This is a genomic window from Pedococcus sp. P2_A3 (assembly GCF_056405035.1).
Genome location: NZ_JBFUCW010000001.1, coordinates 162,688 through 178,840, shown reverse-complemented (window position 1 = coordinate 178,840; position 16,153 = coordinate 162,688). Strand labels below are relative to the sequence as shown.

The following is a 16,153-nucleotide window of genomic DNA, read 5'->3' as shown; positions in this document are numbered from 1 at the left end:
CACGACGTCCGACGCTACGCTGCCCGACGAACTACCGGTCCACGGTCGTCAACATTGGAGGTGCACGCCACCCATGAGTGCTCCTGTAGAGCTCGAGCCGGGCTCCACTCCCGCGACGCCCGAGAGCGTCCTCGAGGGCGCCGGCAAGATCGAAGGGCGCTCGCTCGGCCAGATCGCGTGGGGTCGTCTCAAGCGCGACAAGCTCGCCCTCGCCGGCGGGTTGGTCGTGGTGGTGCTGATCGTGGTCTCCCTCTGCGCGCCGCTCATCGTCGGCCTCATCGGCCACCCGCCGAACGAGTTCCACCAGAAGCTCATCAACCCCGACACGCAGGTGCCGATCGGCAACTACGGCGGCGCGTCGCTTGACTACCCGTTCGGCCTCGAGCCGGTCAACGGCCGTGACCTGTTCAGCCGCGTCCTCTACGGCTCGCAGATCTCGCTGCTGATCGCGTTCCTCGCGACGCTGGTCTCCGTGGTGATCGGCACCGCCCTCGGCGCCATCGCGGGTTTTGCCGGGGGGATCGTCGACATGCTGATCAGCCGGACGATGGACATCTTCCTGGCGTTTCCCATCCTGCTCTTCGCGCTGGCCCTGGCCGGCGTCATCCCGGACCACGCGTTCGGGCTCAAGGGCGACGCCCTCCGGATCTCCGTCATCATCTTCATCATCGGCTTCTTCAACTGGCCCTACGTCGGCCGGATCATCCGCGGACAGACCCTGTCACTGCGCGAGCGCGAGTTCGTGGATGCGGCCCGCAGCCTCGGCGCACGGTCACCTCGTGTGCTGGTCAAGGAACTGCTCCCCAACCTGGTCGCGCCGATCCTCGTCTACTCGACGCTGCTGATCCCGACGAACATCCTCTTCGAGGCAGCGCTGTCCTACCTGGGGGTCGGTGTCCAACCGCCGCGGGCCACCTGGGGCGGGATGCTGTCCGACGCCGCGCAGTGGTACCAGGTCGACGCCTGGTTCCTCCTGCCACCCGGCCTGGCCATCTTCGTGACGGTCCTGGCCTTCAATCTGTTCGGGGACGGCCTTCGTGACGCCCTCGACCCACGGGCACGGTAAAACCCACCGCGCCCACGCAGTTCCCTCCTACACCGAACAAGGAGCGCAACCACACATGATGAACAAACGCATTCTGGCGACCGCCGCGGCATCTGTCCTTGCCCTGGGGTTGTCCGCGTGTGCCAGCAACTCGGGAGGTTCGGGCAGCTCAAGCAGCTCGGGCGGCGCCGAGGCGAAGGCGACCGCCAACGCCGCTGTTGGCAAGGTCTTCCGCCCGTCCGACACCAAGGGCGGCACGCTCCGGTTCGGTATGGCGGGTGACTGGGACTCGGTTGACCCTGGCGACACCTACTACGGTCTCTCCTGGAACTTCCTGCGCAACTACGCGCGGACTCTTGTCGTGTTCAAGTCGGCCCCTGGCTCCGCCGGCACCGAGCTCGTTCCGGACCTCGCGACGTCCTTGGGCAAGGCGAGTGACGGGAACAAGACCTGGACGTACACGCTGCGCGACGGCCTGAAGTACGAGGACGGATCCCCGATCACGTCCAAGGACATCAAGTACGCCGTGGCACGCCAGCTCGACAAGGACACCTTCCCGAACGGGCCGACCTACTTCAACGACTTCCTGGCGAACGTCCCGAAGGGCTACTCGGTCTACAAGGACAAGAACCTCGACAACCTGAAGGCCATCGACACCCCGGACGACAAGACCATCGTCTTCCACCTCAAGACGGGCTTCGCCGGGTTCGACTACTTCGCCCAGCTCCCGGCCACGGCGCCGGTGCCGGTGGCGAAGGACACCGGCACAAAGTACCGCGAGCACGTCGTCTCCAGCGGTCCGTACAAGTTCATCACGTACCAGTTCGGCAAGCGCTACGAGCTCGACCGCAACCCCAACTACGACCCCAAGACCGACCCGGACTCCGGCCGCAAAGCCCTTCCGGACAAGCTCACCGTGGAGCTCGGTCTCAACGCGCCCGACATCGACAACCGCCTCCAGGCGGGTGACCTCGACGTCGACATCGCCGGCACTGGAGTCCAGGCTGCCTCGCAGGGCAAGATCCTCGCGAGCGCGGACCTCAAGGCGAAGACCGACAACGCCGCTGCGGCCCGCACCTGGTTCACCGTGATCAACAGTGACGTGGCCCCGCTCGACAACGTGGACTGCCGCAAGGCCGTCGAGCTGGCCTACGACAAGACGGGTTACCAGCGCGCTTACGGTGGTTCGACCGGTGGAGACATCGCCACCAGCCTGATGCCGCCGGTCGTCCCCGGCCACGTCGACTTCGACCTCTACAACTTCAAGAGCAAGCCGGAGGGCGACGTCGCCGCCGCCAAGGCCGAGCTCGCGAAGTGTGGTCAGCCGAACGGCTTCGAGACCACCATCTCCTACCGCGCAGAGCGCCCGAAGGAGAAGGCAACCGCGGAGTCGCTGCAGCAGTCGCTGGCCAAGGTCGGCATCAAGCTGAACATCAAGCCGTTCCCGACGTCGGACTACACCAAGCTCTACGCCGGCAAGCCGGACTACGCCAAGGCCAACAAGCTCGGCCTGATCGTGTACGGCTGGGGCGCTGACTGGCCGGACGGCTTCGGCTTCCTGAGCCAGATCATCGACAGCCGCGTCATTCGCCCGTCGGGCAACACCAACCTCGGCATCAAGATCCCGGCCGTCGACGCCCTGATCGACAAGGCTCTCGCCGAGAACGACAAGACCGCACGCGAGAAGATCTGGGGCGACGCCGACAAGCTCGTCATGGACAACGCCGCAGTCATCCCGGGTGTCTGGTCCAAGGGTCTGCTGTTCCGTCCCGACAACCTGACGAACGTGTTCGTCAACGACGGGTTCAACCAGTACGACTACACGGCGATGGGTACGACCAAGAAGTAGCTCCACACCCACCCGCCAACGCCACAGAGAAAGAGGTGGGGCGTCGACGCGGTGGCGGTCAGCCGGAAGGTTGGCAGACCGCCACCGCGTCCTAGCCATTCACAGTGCTGACCTACATCATCCGGCGAGTCTTCGGTGCGGCGATCCTGCTCTTCATCGTGAGCGCGGTCGTGTTCTGCATCTTCTTCCTCGTCCCCCGCATCGGCGGTGCCACGGCTGACGACCTGGCATCTCGCTACGTCGGCAAGAGCGCCGGCCAGGAGCAGATCCACGCAGCCGCCGTGCGGCTCGGCTTCACCGACCCGCTCTGGGAGCAGTACGGACGCTTCGCGAAGGGCATCGTGGCTGGGGCGGACTACAACACGGGCGCGGGCGTGGACCACTGCCCTGCTCCGTGCCTGGGCTACAGCTTCGTCAGCCAGAACCCCGTGCTGCCAGATCTGCTCGACCGTCTACCGGTCACCCTGTCCCTCGCCTCCGGGGCGGCCTTCCTGTGGCTACTCGGTGGCGTGGCGACGGGTGTCGTGTCGGCACTGCGCCGCGGCAGCGCCCTGGATCGGTCGATGATGGGCGTCGCCCTCGCGGGCGTCTCCCTCCCCATCTTCTTCACCGGTCTGCTCAGCCTCAGCGTGTTCAGCTACGCCCTCGGCATCACCGCACCGGGCGGCGCGAACCCGATGGAGGCGAGCAACCCCCTCGACTGGGCCTATCGCCTGATCCTTCCGTGGATCACGCTGGCCTTCCTGTACGCCGCCGCCTACGCGCGACTCACGAGGGCCGGCATGCTCGAGACGATGAACGAGGACTACATCCGCACGGCCAGGGCCAAGGGGCTCGGCGAGCGGGACGTCGTCATCAAGCACGGCCTCCGAGCGGCCCTCACCCCCATCCTGACCATCTTCGGCCTCGACCTCGGCCTGCTCCTCGGCGGTGCCATCCTCACCGAGACCACGTTCTCCCTGCCGGGCATCGGTCAGTACGCGGTGCAGGCCGTGACCAACAACGACCTCCCCAAGGTCCTGGGAGTGACGCTGATCGGCGCCTTCTTCATCATCTTGGCGAACCTGGTCGTAGACCTCCTGTATGCCGTCGTCGACCCGAGAGTGCGAGCCTCATGACCCAGACCACCGCCCGTACGGCGAGCCGCCCGGACGCGGTGGGGATTGGCGGCATGGGCGCGCCCGACAAGGACGCGTTCCTGTCGGTCCGCGACCTGCGCGTCCACTTCCCCACGGACGACGGGGTGGTCAAGTCCGTCGACGGCCTGTCCTTCGACCTTGCCCGCGGGAAGACGCTCGGCATCGTCGGCGAGTCAGGCTCCGGCAAGAGCGTGACGAGCATGTCGATCATGGGGCTGCACAAGCCCGGAACCGTCACCATGTCCGGTTCCATCCTGCTCGACGGCGAGGAGCTCGTGGGCGCCACCCCCGGCCAGATCCGGTCGCTGCGGGGCAAGAAGATGGCGATGATCTTCCAGGACCCGCTGTCCGCGATGCACCCGTTCTACACGGTGGGCCACCAGATCATCGAGGCCTACCGCGTCCACAACGACGTCCCGAAGGCGACGGCGCGCAAGCACGCGATCGACCTGCTCGAGCGCGTCGGCATCCCCCAGCCCAGTTCGCGGGTGGACGACTACCCGCACCAGTTCTCGGGGGGCATGCGGCAGCGTGCCATGATCGCCATGGCCCTGTCGTGCGACCCCGACCTGCTCATCGCCGACGAGCCCACCACCGCGCTGGACGTCACCGTGCAGGCCCAGATCCTCGACCTGGTCCGCGATCTGCAGACCGAGTTCAACTCGGCCGTCATCATCATCACCCACGACCTCGGGGTGGTGGCCGAGCTGGCCGACGACATCATGGTGATGTATGCCGGCCGGTCCGTGGAGTACGCCTCCGCCCAGGAGATCTTTGAGCGTCCCCAGCACCCCTACACCTGGGGCCTCCTGGGATCGATGCCACGCCTGGACCGCGAACGCTCCGAGCGGCTGCTCCCGATCAAGGGCACGCCCCCGAGCCTCATCAACGTCCCGTCGGGGTGCCCCTTCCACCCCAGATGCGCGTTCGCGGACCGCACGAACGGCCTCTCGATGACGGAGCGCCCGGCCTTCCGCGAGAGCATCCCCGGGCACTACGTCGCATGTCACCTCGACGACGGGGAGCGGCAGCGGATCTGGGAGACGGAGATCCTGCCGAAGCTGTGATCCCGTCGCCGCCGCCAGACGAGCCCATTGCCGACCCCGCCCACCTGGGAGCCACATAGTGAACGAGACGTCCGACACCACCAAGACCACGCCGTCGCGCGCCGCGACGAGCGGCGAGGCGCTGCTGTCGGTCACCAACCTGACCAAGCACTTCCCCATCAGGCGCGGGCTGCTGCAGCGCCAGGTGGGGGCCGTGCAGGCCGTGGACGGGCTGACGTTCGACGTGGCCAAGGGCGAGACGCTGTCCCTCGTCGGGGAGTCCGGCTGCGGCAAGACCACGACGGGCCGCATGCTCACCCGCCTGATCGAGCCCACCGACGGGAAGATCGTGTTCGACGGTCGGGACATCACCCACCTGTCGACCGGCAAGATGCGGCCGCTACGGCGCGACGTCCAGATCATCTTCCAGGACCCGTACGGCTCGCTGAACCCGAGGCACACCGTAGGCACCATCGTGGGCGCCCCCTTCCAGCTCCAGCGGGTCAAACCCAAGCAGGGCACCAAGAAGGCGGTGCAGGAGCTGCTCGAGCTGGTGGGGCTCAACCCGGAGCACTACAACCGCTACCCCCACGAGTTCTCCGGCGGCCAGCGGCAGCGCATCGGCATCGCCCGGTCGCTCGCCCTGCGCCCCAAGCTCATCGTCGCCGACGAGCCGGTGTCAGCCCTCGACGTCTCGATCCAGGCCCAGGTCATCAACCTGCTCGAGGACCTCCAGGACGAGCTCGGCCTCACCTACGTCGTGATCGCTCACGACCTCTCGGTGGTGCGGCACATGTCCGACCGCGTCGCCGTCATGTACCTCGGCAAGATCGTCGAGCTGGCCGACCGGGACGAGCTCTACTCGCGGCCCATGCACCCGTACACCACAGCGCTGCTCTCGGCCGTGCCCATCCCCGACACCAGCCGCCGGACCAAGCGGGAGCGGATCCGCCTCCAGGGCGACGTGCCGAGCCCCATCAACCCCCCGGCGGCTTGCCGCTTCCACACGCGCTGCTGGAAGGCTCAGGAGATCTGCAGCACCCAGGAACCGCCCTTGGTCGCGCTGGCCCCGGGCCACCAGGTCGCGTGCCACTTCCCCGAGAACGCCTCACCGGTCTCCCCCAGCGCCGGCTCCGCGTCCGCAGTGAGCGCCTCGAACTGAACCGCGCGGCATACCCGGGGCTCTGGCGGAGGCGACGACGCGGGTGAGGTGAGGCTGGGCTTCGATGACAGGCGTGGACATCCTTGCCAGAGTGGGAGCCATGAGCCGACTGCTGACCGATGAGGAGATCGGGCGCCAGCTGGGCGACCTGCCCGGGTGGACCCGCAAGGGTGACGAGATCACCGCGAGCTATGAGGCGCCGGACTTTCCCGCCGCGATCCGACTGGTCGACGAGGTGGCCGTGGAGGCCGAGGACATGCAGCACCACCCCGACATCGACATCCGTTGGCGCACAGTGAAGTTCGTGCTGTCGACCCACTCCGAGGGTGGGCTCACCCAGCTCGACGTCGAGCTGGCACACCGGGTGGCTCAGGCCGCCGCACGTCTGGAGGCGAACGCTGATGGCTGAGGCAGTGACGCAGGTCGAGCCCCACGACGGCGAGCAGCACGATCAGGGCATCGGGGCTCGGCTCAACTGGTTGCGGGCGGGGGTGCTCGGGGCCAACGACGGAATCGTCTCGACGGCGGGCATCGTCATCGGGGTCGCGGCCGCGACGGTCGAGCGCTCGACGATCGCGACAGCGGGCATCGCCGGGCTGGCGGCCGGGGCGATGAGCATGGCGGCCGGCGAGTACGTGTCGGTGAGCACCCAGCGGGACACCGAGAAGGCGTTGCTCGCCAAGGAGCGCCGCGAGCTGCGCGAGATGCCGGAGGAGGAGCTGGCGGAGCTGACGCAGATCTACGAGGACAAGGGATTGTCGCCCGAGCTGGCTGCCGAGGTCGCCCGCCAGCTCACCGACCACGACGCGCTCGGCGCCCACGCCGAGGCGGAGCTGGGCATCGACCCCAACGCCCTGACCAACCCGTGGCACGCCGCCTGGGCCTCGATGTCGGCCTTCACCCTCGGGGCGATCCTCCCGCTGCTGGCGATCCTGCTGCTGCCGGCCGCTGCGAGGATCTGGGTCACCGCCGGCTCGGTGGTCGTGGCCCTGGCCTTCACCGGCTGGGGCAGCGCGCGCCTGGGGAAGGCACCCGTGCGCCCGGCCGTGGTGCGCAACGTGGGCGGCGGAATGATCGCCATGCTGGTGACGTACGGGATCGGTGCACTGGTCGGTACCCAGATCTGAGGCCGACCGCAGCGGCACTGCTGACCCGGGGAACTCCGGGCACCCGGGGGACGTTCACCGAACTCCTCCCCCACCAGAAGGTCCGGTGATCCACCCAGCCATGTCTGGCTACTGGCTCGACATTGCCCTCGTCGGAGCGCTCGTGCTCCTCAACGCCGTCTTCGCGGGAAGTGAGATGGCGTTGGTCTCCCTGCGGGAGGGCCAGCTGCGCCAGCTGGAACGCGCCGGCGGCGCCCGCGGTGAGCGCCTCGTGCGGCTCGCGCGGGACCCCAACCGGTTCCTCGCGACGATCCAGATCGGCATCACCCTGGCCGGGTTCCTGGCCTCGGCGACGGCCGCCGTGTCACTGGCCGAGCCGCTCGTGCCCCACGCAGGATTCCTCGGCTCCGTGGCCGAGCCCGTCGTCGTGGCCGCCGTGACCCTGGTGCTGGCCTTCGTGACCCTGGTGCTGGGCGAGCTCGCTCCCAAGCGGCTCGCGATGCAGCTCGCCCTCCCCTGGGCCCTCACCGTGGCCCGGCCGCTCGACGTGCTCTCAGCCCTGTCGCGACCGGCCGTCGCGGTGCTCAGCGCTGCCACGGATCTCGTCGTGCGACTCCTCGGCGGGAAGTCGGAGACGGCGGTGGAGGACATCTCGGCCGAGGAGCTGCGCGACCTGGTCACCAGCAACCCGGGCCTCGACTCCGCACAGCGCGACATCATCAGCGGCGCACTCGACCTGCATGAGCGGCTGGTGCGTCACGTCCTGGTGCCCCGAGGATCGGTGCTCTCGCTCGCCAGTGACCTGACCGTCGCGCAGGCGCGCGAGACCATGGCTGCCGCCGGGCACTCCCGTGTGCCGGTCACGCTGGGGCACCACCTCGACCGCGTGCTCGGCATCGTCCACTGGGGCTCGGTCGTCGACGGCGACGACGACCTGGTCGGCACCCGCGTCCAGCCGGCCCTCATGCTTCCCGACACGGTGCGGCTGTCCGACGCGCTGCGCCGCTTCCGTGAGGAGCGCCAGCAGATGGCGATCGTCGTCGACGAGCACGGCTCCGTCGACGGCATCGTGACGCTGGAAGACCTCCTCGAGGAGGTGGTCGGCGAGATCTGGGACGAGACCGACCCCGACCCGGCCGACGCGACCGTCGGTGCAGACGGCACCCTCAGCCTCCCCGGCACCTTCCCCGTCCACGACCTCCCTGACGTCGGGGTCGAGCTCGGGCTCCCCGCGTCAGTGGACTACTCCACCGTCGCCGGGCTGGTCCTCAAGGTCCTCGGACGCGTCCCCGAGCGGCCGGGCGACGTCGTCGCGGTCGGGGCCTGGTCCATCGAGGTCACCGCGACCGCACGCCACGCGGTCACCGAGGTGCGGCTGCGCCCGGCCGATCCGGCCACCGACCCTGGCGAGGGGTGACCCGTCGGGGTGGCGAGCACGCGGCATACCCGGCGAAGATCCCCCCGATGACGCTGGACAGGGGACAGCGGGCGGGTTTGAATGCGCTGGTCGCCCACCGGGGTGACCAGACTGTAGGGAGTCCGCATGAAGCTTCGTCGCGCGCTGGCCGTTCTCGGCATCAGCACCGCCATGGTCGGGGGCACCAGCCTCACCGCATCAGCCATCACGGGGGGTGACCTCGACGGCAACGGCCACCCGAACGTGGGCATGATCGCGTTCTACGACGCGACGGGGAGGTTCCGCTGCAGCGCCACCCTGGTGTCGCCGACGGTCCTCGTCACCGCCGCGCACTGCACGGACGGCACGCTCGGGAAGACCGCCGTGACGTTCAAGTCCGTCGTGGCCGAGGCCCCGCCGTCGCCGCTCCCGGCGGCTGCCAACCCGGCCGCCGGCTACACGTCGGCCGAGCTCAAAGCGGCCGGCTTCCTCAGCGGCACGGCTCACACCCACCCGGGATACTCCAACTTCACCGACCTCAAGAACTGGAACGACGTCGGCGTCATCGTCCTCGACGCCCCCGTGGTCGGCATCGCACCCGCGACCATCGCGCCGACGAACTACCTCGACAAGTACACGCCCAACGTGCTGAACAAGACGCTCTTCACAGCGGTGGGCTACGGCACCGAGGTGCGTCAGGCGGAGTCCGGCCCGCAGAAGCCGACCCCGATGTCCTACCCGATCGTGCGTCGGGTCACCGACGAGGTGGGCCAGAAGCTCACCCCGCAGATCCTGCAGGTCAACGGCAACGAGAACGACCCGCGCGGTGGCGGTGGCACCTGCTTCGGCGACTCCGGCGGCCCGTCGTTCAACGGCGGCTACCAGGTGACCGTGACCAGCTACGGCTATACGTCGAACTGCCGCTACCTCGGCGGTCTCCAGCGCATCGACATCCCCGTGGTGCAGACCTGGCTCGCCGGGTTCGGGGTGGGCCACGCGGCCTGACCCGACCTGACCACGACGTGGCGGCGCTCCCTGGTGGGCGTCGCCACGTTCGTCGTCCCCCCCGTTCTCGCAACCTGAGCGCCCCAGGGGGTGCTCAGGTTGCGGGTCTGCGGGTCTGCGGGTCTGCGGGTCTGCGGGTCTGCGGGTCTGCGGGTGGTCAAGCCTGCAGGTCAGCCGCGTCGCTCAGCCGCCTGGTCTCCCGGACCAGCGCTGGCTCCACGGAGCTCCTCGAAGGTCGGGCCGGACCGCGAGATCGCGTCGAGCAGGCCGGCGAGCGGCCCCGGCAAGGCGTCGAGGTCGAGCGCGCCGGCCAGTGCCCCGGCCATGAGCTCCTTGCGGCCGGAGGCGGCCCCCGCGAACCGGTGGACCCGGTCGTGGAAGGACCCTGTCACCCAGGCCGGCTGCTGGGCCAGCATCGCGAACCGCTGGCTGAGGCCGAGCTCGTCCAGCACCGCGCGCGTGCCGTCCTCACCCAGGTGGCGCACCAGCTCGTCCTCGAGGTCGCGGTCGCAGACCTGGAACCCCCACCACGGCAGGTCGGCAGCGCTCTCGACCGCGCACCCGGCCCGACGCAGCGCGCGCACGAAGAACGGCGCCTCCGGGGCGTCGCACATGCCCAGCACGCGCGGGCTCTCGGCGGCTGCCGTCGCGGCGAGGAGGTGTCGGCGGATGTTCGTCGCGCCGTGCATGTCGACCAGCTCGACCCCGCGCTCCTCGAGGGGCAACCCGACGCGCTGGGCGACCACGCGGACTGCGGCGACGTCCGAGGCTCCCTCCAGCAACACCCAGACGAGCGCGCCCTGACGGAGCGGCCCGGGCGGCGAGGCGGTCATACCGGTCAATCTGCCAGATCCACCACGCTAGGCGCCCCGACATTTCCGTCTCCCGGCACCGCGGCGGCGGGGCTACCTCAGCGGGGCAGCGCCTGCCCCGGGCACGCCGTGAGCACCCGCACCATGGCATCGCGCTCGGCCAGGGTGACGGTGAGGGCGTAACGCTGCTTGACCGCGATCTGGCGAGCGACGTACGCGCACCGGAAGGCCTTGCGCGGTGGCAGCCAGGTGGCGGCATCACCGTCGCCCTTGCGCTGGTTGGTGGGACCGTCGACCGCAAGGAGGTTGAGCGGGTCGTTGGCGAACGCCGTGCGGCGCGCCGTGGACCACCGCTGGGCGCCCTTCTGCCAAGCGTCCGACAGCGCAACGACGTGGTCGATCTGGACGGCGTTCGAGGTGCCCTGGCCGCGCACGAAGGCGATCACCGTCCCGGTGTACGGGTCGTTCAGGGTGCCCTTGAGCACGACACAACCTCGAGTGCCGGGCTTGAGGGTGGTGCGGGTGAGGTCGCGGCGCAGGATGTCGTTGCGCGTGTCGCAGCCGTTGCGGTCGACATCGGCCCATGCCTGCCCGAAGAGGTCACGCTCGTAGCCGGACCTGGGCGCCCGGCCCTTGATCGTCAAGGTGGCCAGGGTGGTGACGGCGGATCCGGGCCGGACCGTCGCCTCCGCGGCGGGCGTGGCCTGCGCCGTCGTATGCCGCGTGGTCGGCGCGTCCGACGGGCGGAGACTGGTGGCGCTGTCAGGTGAGGACGTGGTGGTGGTCGGCGCGACGTCGGTCCCTGACCGGGCCCCAGTGGTGACTGGGGACCCGGAACCGGCGTCGACCGACGCGCGGCTCGTGGGCGACGCGATCGAGTCAGCGCTCGCGGGCACACACGCGGACAGGGCGAGAACGGCGAGCACCCACCCGGCCACGGCGGGACGGTTGCGGTCGGGACGACGGATCATCAGGTGGGACAAGCACTTTCACTCGGTGGCGACCACGCTAGGTCCCGCCCGGCACCGCATTCGCGCAAACCGGAGGATCCTGCCCGAACGGACGAGGACCCAGTCTCCGAGCTGTCCGGTGGGTCGCTCCCAGCGGACCGGTCCGGCTGAGTCGACGCACTCGGCGCGGGGCCCGTGGAGGACCCCGCGCCGAGGCGACAGCCTGGAGACTCGACGATCAGAGGGTCGTGGTCGCCACCGTCAGGGTGAGCAGCCGACTCTGGCCGCCCCACAGTGCGTACAGGCCGCCGGTGCCGGTGCCGGTCTGCGTCACCGAGGTGATCGCCCCCAGCCCGCTGTTGCCGGGGCACCCGTCTCCGACCGCGGGAACGGACCCGCCGGTCGACGTCACTGCCCCGTAGCCGGTGAGGTACCACCCGGTCATCGGTCCCTGCTTGCCGCTGCTGTTGTTGCGGGAGTCGCTGCCGACGGTCGCCGTGACGGATGAGCGCTTGGTGTTGGTGATGACGTGGTGGCCACCGGGGTTGTCGAACTCGCACACGACCTCGTAGGTGGCCGTGCTGTCGTAGGCGAACGTCAYACCCCCGACGTTGTCCTGCATGGCCTTGTTGTTCCAGGCGTAGGCGCTCTGGACCTCGCCCTTACCGACCCAGCCCACGCCGGCCGAGTCCATCGTGTAGGCCGACGCCGACCCCGCCGCTGCCAGCAGCAGACCGGCTCCCATCGCGGCCGCGGCCACAGTCTTCCTGAACATGAGCAGTCCCATCGTTCGCGGGCAACCCCTGCGGTCCCCCTATGGCGAAGGATGTCCCCACCAGGTGCGTCGGGTATGGATTTGGTCAAGAGCGGGTCAAGGCAAGGCCAACATCGAACCGATCAGTCGAGGACATCCGCGACTAAAAGCACATACCGACCTTGGGGTCTCGAGGCCCTGCCCTGAGACCCCAAGGGTTGACGCCGCTGGCCACCGGCTGCGTCGTACGAACGGGCGAGGGCCGGGTGAATCCCGCTCCCGACCTCCTCCGGTTCTCGATACTGACACCGTGGTGCGCGAGGGCTTCGCGGAACTCCTCGCGAGGGCACAGGCCGGGGACGAGGAGGCCTTTTCACGCCTGTGGCTGGACCTGAATCCTCGTCTCGTGCGCTACCTCAGCTTGGAGCCCGGCGGAATCGCGGAAGACCTCGCCGCCGAGACCTGGGCGTCGGTGATCAAGGGACTTGGTCGATTCAGGGGCGATGAGATCGCTTGGCGGGCTTGGGTGTTCGCCACCGCACGCCGGCGGGCTCTCGATGCTGCCCGGCGTCGGTCGCGGCGGCCACGGGAAGTCCTCAGCGACGCACCGGACCAGTCAGGCGTCGTTCCCGACACCACCGACGCCGTGGTGGAGGGCCTGAGCCCGGGATCTGCGCTCGCCCTGCTATCGACGCTGCCTCCTCTGCAGGCCGAGGTGTTGGCCCTGCGGGTGCTCGCGGGCCTGCCGGTGGAGGCCGTTGCGGCCATGGTGGGCAAGAGCCCGGGGGCTGTCCGGGTGTCTGCCCACCGCGGTCTGCGGGCGCTTGCCGCCTCGCTGCGCAGTCAGGGTGTAACGCGCTAGCGAGGAACGGCGCTTTACCGGTGCGATGACAATCCTCACCGACCCCTGCGGCAGCGACGACGAGCACGAGCTCTCGGACGCTGATCTCGAATCGATGCTCAAGGGTCACCGCCCGCTCGGAGCTCCCCCCGAGGCACACCGGGTGGCCGACGTCATGAACGCCCTGACGGCACCGCCCGAGCGCACCGAGCTGGTGGGGTACTCCCAGGCCATGGCCACCTACGGCAGGGCATTCGCCCGGCCCCGATCGCGAAGGATCGCGATGATCTCCTCAGCAGCTGGACTCAAGGCCTTGGCATCTGGCGCTGGCGCTGCAGTCGCGCTCGGTGCAGTCGCGACCGTCGTGTTCGCGTCGGGTGCGATGGGGCCGTCGAGAGACACCCTCGTGACGCCGGTGGCCACGAGCGCGACGACCGGCGCCTCGCCGACGACACCACCGAAGGCCGAGAAGACCGACACCCCCGTCGGTCCCGACGCGTCCGGGCCCGCCGCCTTCGGGCTGTGCAACGCCTGGACCCACCACCAGTCGAAGGACAAGGACAAGCCGGGCAACTCGGTCGCCTTCCGGAACCTCGCCGAGGCGGCCGGCGGGGAAGCCAAGATCGCGGCATACTGCGCCAAGGTCCCCCACCCTGGTTCGTCAGGCGCCACCAAGACGCCCAAGAGACCCTCGACGTCGTCAGGCACGGCAAAGCCGGGCAAGGCGCCGGCCACGCCGCCGGGCAAGAGCCCCAGTGGGACCGGGCGGACTCCCTCGACCAGCCCGACGTCCACGACAGCGGCCCCGACTCTGACCCCACCCACACCGGCGGCGACGCTGCCCACGATCGCGCCATGAGTCGGCCCCATCCCCGGCTACCGGGTGTCATGCGTGCCGTGCTCCCCACCCAAGGTGCCGAGCACGGTGCAGTCGCAGTCACCGTCGCCGTCCTGCTCGTGGTCCTGGTGGGGATAGGAGCCTTCACCGTCGACTTCGGGATGTCGTACGCAAGCACCCGTCGGCTGCAGGCTGCGTCGGATGCCGCGGCGCTGGCAGCCGCGAACGTCTTCGCCGACAAGCCCGGCAGCTGCGCCACCATCCTTGCCACACCCGCCTGGACTGCCGAGGCAGCCAGCGCCGCCGCGGCCATCCGCGCGGACAACCGGCCAGGCAGCACCGAGGCCGGCTACAGCGCCACCTGCACCACCAAGGGTTCCATCCAGGTCAGGTACACGTCGGCCGGGTCGACGCCCTCCCTGCTCGGCGGGCTCTTAGGTCACAGTGGGCCCTACGACTCCTCGCGACCCGCAACCGCCATCGTCTCGGCGCCGTCCGAGGCGGTCGGTGTCCGGCCGTACGCGGTCTGCGGCAGCCAGCTGCCCGCGGTCATGCCGTCCGCGGTGTTCCAGATGACGCTCCCCTCGACCGGGAACTCCCTGTGCCCCGGCGCCAGCAGCAGCGGCAACTGGTGGTCGATCGACTGCCCGGAGGTGGGGAGCAACAGCAACACCTACCTCGGCACGGCCACGGAGTTCGGCTGCACCGACCCGGTATCGGTCGTCCCCGACCAGTCCCCCAGGACGGGCTCCGCGCTCCGCACCTACCTGGAGAGCAGCTGCCCGGCGAAGTCCAGCTCCTGCCTGGGGGCAAACAGCGGGAACCTCGGAGGAACGCCGATCCTGCAGGCCTGGAACTCCCTGGTGAGCACGCACAAGCACATCCTGCTGCCGGTGTTCTGTGGGGTTCCCCCCTGCGACCAGGCAGCGGTGGTCAATGCCGGCGGCAACAACGCCATCTATCCCGTCCAGGCCCTGCTGGGTGTCGTCGTGTGCGGCTACCACTTCGGCGGCCAGGACAGCTCAGCGCTCAGCATGACCGGCGAGTGCGCCGGACCGACGAACAACCCCGCATCGTTGACGCCTGCCACCGGGGGCAACCAGGACAACTACCTCCTGCTCAAGGCCGTGAAGATGCGGCTTGCCGGCACGAGCGACGAGAGTGACTGTGCACTCGGCAGCACCTGCGACCTGCAACAGCGGCAGGTCTACCTGATCGAGTAGCGATCGTGGCCCCGTTGGTCGACGCCCGAGCCTGCGCCTGACACGTTCCGAACAGCTTCGCTCCCCCGTCCCGGGGGCCGTTCTCACTCAGATGAACAGCAGCTGGGCGCCTTCGGTCTTCTCGATGAAGTCACTGGCACTGATGATGGCCTCGACCTCGTCGTAGAGGTCGTCCTCGGTCAGGTGGTTCATGTCAGCCGACATCCGGCAGGCCCAGAGGTGACCGCCGGAAGCCACGATCTGCTCGAGGAACTCAGGCACCTCGGGCACATCGAGGTCGGCGATCGACTTCTTGAGCTTCGAGGTGGCCATGTGGGTGATACCGGGGATGCCACCCAGGCCTTGCGGCATGTGCGTCGCGGTGTTGCCGAGGGGCGTGAACTTCAGGTCGTTCATGGTCTTCTTGTTGATGATGTCGAAGCCCCAGAAGGTGAAGAACATGTGCGTCTCGACACCTTCGCCCAGGGCTGCGTTGGCCAGGATGAGTCCCGGGTAGGCCATGTCGAGGCTGCCCTTCGAGCAGATGATGGCCAGCTTGCGCCCTTCGCTGGCCGGGGTGTCGAAGCTGGGGACGATGAGTGGTGCCGTGTCGGCGATCGTCATGACGGACCTTTCTTCCTTGATCGGTGGCTCTGGTGAGACGTGCGGGAGCGTGGGCCTGGCAGGCGTGCTCACACGCAGCCGTGCGGCTTGGGGAGACCTGCGATGTAGGCCATCTTCTTGGCCGGCTTCTGAGGGAAGAGCTGGAACAACTGCTTGGTCGGTATGCCGCCGGCGACGGTGACGCGACGCAGGGTGGGGGTCTCCCCCTGGGCTGCGAAGTCCTGCCGGAGAAAGCGGATCGCCTTCCAGTGCTCGTCACCGAGGTCGATCCCGATCTGGGTGGCCAGGGCCGTGCCCAGCGCCTCGTCCCATTCCGTGGGGTCGGTGAGGAAGCCCTCGTCGTTGACGTGGACCTGCCGGCTGTTGATCGTGGTGACGGGCATC

17 protein-coding genes are annotated in these 16,153 nt (G+C 69.1%); 12 read left to right on the top strand and 5 right to left on the bottom strand.

What is annotated here, in order from left to right:
* Positions 1–73 precede the first annotated feature (73 nt).
* From AC1DX8_RS00885 to AC1DX8_RS00845, 9 genes are all read left to right on the top strand, one after another.
* Complete coding sequence (locus tag AC1DX8_RS00885; protein ID WP_477628013.1) at positions 74–1,066, top strand: ABC transporter permease; 993 nt, start codon at positions 74–76, stop codon at positions 1,064–1,066.
* Positions 1,067–1,121: 55 nt separating this feature from the next.
* Positions 1,122–2,894: an ABC transporter substrate-binding protein gene (locus tag AC1DX8_RS00880; protein ID WP_477628012.1), complete on the top strand. Its 1,773-nt coding sequence runs from the start codon at positions 1,122–1,124 to the stop codon at positions 2,892–2,894.
* Between the two features lie 104 nt (positions 2,895–2,998).
* Entirely contained in the window at positions 2,999–4,012 is a 1,014-nt protein-coding gene (locus AC1DX8_RS00875) for an ABC transporter permease (protein ID WP_477628011.1), read from the top strand.
* Positions 4,009–5,100, top strand: coding sequence for an ABC transporter ATP-binding protein (locus tag AC1DX8_RS00870; protein WP_477628010.1), 1,092 nt, complete (start codon positions 4,009–4,011; stop codon positions 5,098–5,100). The genes AC1DX8_RS00875 and AC1DX8_RS00870 overlap by 4 nt, the downstream gene beginning before the upstream one ends.
* Positions 5,101–5,158: 58 nt before the next feature.
* Positions 5,159–6,241, top strand: coding sequence for an ABC transporter ATP-binding protein (locus AC1DX8_RS00865; protein WP_477628009.1), 1,083 nt, complete (start codon positions 5,159–5,161; stop codon positions 6,239–6,241).
* A 100-nt stretch (positions 6,242–6,341) separates the two neighbouring features.
* Positions 6,342–6,650 (top strand): 4a-hydroxytetrahydrobiopterin dehydratase, encoded by a 309-nt coding sequence (locus AC1DX8_RS00860; RefSeq protein WP_477628008.1) that lies wholly within the window; start codon positions 6,342–6,344, stop codon positions 6,648–6,650.
* Positions 6,643–7,368 (top strand): VIT1/CCC1 transporter family protein, encoded by a 726-nt coding sequence (locus AC1DX8_RS00855; protein WP_477628007.1) that lies wholly within the window; start codon positions 6,643–6,645, stop codon positions 7,366–7,368. Before AC1DX8_RS00860 ends, AC1DX8_RS00855 begins: the two co-directional genes overlap by 8 nt.
* Before the next feature lie 100 nt (positions 7,369–7,468).
* A complete protein-coding gene (locus tag AC1DX8_RS00850; protein ID WP_477628006.1) occupies positions 7,469–8,764 on the top strand; it encodes a hemolysin family protein in 1,296 nt (431 codons plus the stop codon).
* A gap of 126 nt (positions 8,765–8,890) precedes the next feature.
* A complete protein-coding gene (locus AC1DX8_RS00845) occupies positions 8,891–9,748 on the top strand; it encodes a trypsin-like serine protease (protein WP_477628005.1) in 858 nt (285 codons plus the stop codon).
* A gap of 170 nt (positions 9,749–9,918) precedes the next feature.
* Here the strand turns inward: AC1DX8_RS00845 and AC1DX8_RS00840 are convergent, their stop codons facing one another.
* From AC1DX8_RS00840 to AC1DX8_RS00830, 3 genes are all read right to left on the bottom strand, one after another.
* On the bottom strand, positions 9,919–10,581 hold the full coding sequence (locus AC1DX8_RS00840) for a TOPRIM nucleotidyl transferase/hydrolase domain-containing protein (RefSeq protein ID WP_477628004.1): 663 nt from the start codon (positions 10,579–10,581) through the stop codon (positions 9,919–9,921).
* A gap of 77 nt (positions 10,582–10,658) precedes the next feature.
* Positions 10,659–11,531 carry an HNH endonuclease family protein gene (locus AC1DX8_RS00835; protein ID WP_477628003.1) on the bottom strand — a complete coding sequence of 291 codons (873 nt, stop codon included), beginning with the start codon at positions 11,529–11,531 and terminating at the stop codon, positions 10,659–10,661.
* A gap of 217 nt (positions 11,532–11,748) precedes the next feature.
* A complete protein-coding gene (locus tag AC1DX8_RS00830) occupies positions 11,749–12,285 on the bottom strand; it encodes a hypothetical protein (protein WP_477628002.1) in 537 nt (178 codons plus the stop codon).
* A gap of 289 nt (positions 12,286–12,574) precedes the next feature.
* On the opposite strand from AC1DX8_RS00830, the gene AC1DX8_RS00825 reads away from it, so the two are divergent.
* Genes AC1DX8_RS00825 through AC1DX8_RS00815 form a run of 3 tightly spaced genes read left to right on the top strand, consistent with a single transcriptional unit; the run spans position 12,575 to position 15,166 of the window.
* On the top strand, positions 12,575–13,126 hold the full coding sequence (locus AC1DX8_RS00825; protein ID WP_477628001.1) for an RNA polymerase sigma factor: 552 nt from the start codon (positions 12,575–12,577) through the stop codon (positions 13,124–13,126).
* Between the two features lie 25 nt (positions 13,127–13,151).
* On the top strand, positions 13,152–13,964 hold the full coding sequence (locus AC1DX8_RS00820) for a hypothetical protein (RefSeq protein WP_477628000.1): 813 nt from the start codon (positions 13,152–13,154) through the stop codon (positions 13,962–13,964).
* Positions 13,961–15,166 carry a pilus assembly protein TadG-related protein gene (locus AC1DX8_RS00815; RefSeq protein WP_477627999.1) on the top strand — a complete coding sequence of 402 codons (1,206 nt, stop codon included), beginning with the start codon at positions 13,961–13,963 and terminating at the stop codon, positions 15,164–15,166. The genes AC1DX8_RS00820 and AC1DX8_RS00815 overlap by 4 nt, the downstream gene beginning before the upstream one ends.
* Positions 15,167–15,253: 87 nt before the next feature.
* Here the strand turns inward: AC1DX8_RS00815 and AC1DX8_RS00810 are convergent, their stop codons facing one another.
* Together AC1DX8_RS00810 and AC1DX8_RS00805 are read right to left on the bottom strand one after the other, a co-directional pair.
* Positions 15,254–15,769, bottom strand: coding sequence for a DsrE/DsrF/DrsH-like family protein (locus AC1DX8_RS00810; RefSeq protein WP_477627998.1), 516 nt, complete (start codon positions 15,767–15,769; stop codon positions 15,254–15,256).
* A 68-nt stretch (positions 15,770–15,837) separates the two neighbouring features.
* On the bottom strand, positions 15,838–16,152 hold the full coding sequence (locus tag AC1DX8_RS00805; protein WP_477627997.1) for a TusE/DsrC/DsvC family sulfur relay protein: 315 nt from the start codon (positions 16,150–16,152) through the stop codon (positions 15,838–15,840).
* Position 16,153 lies beyond the last annotated feature (1 nt).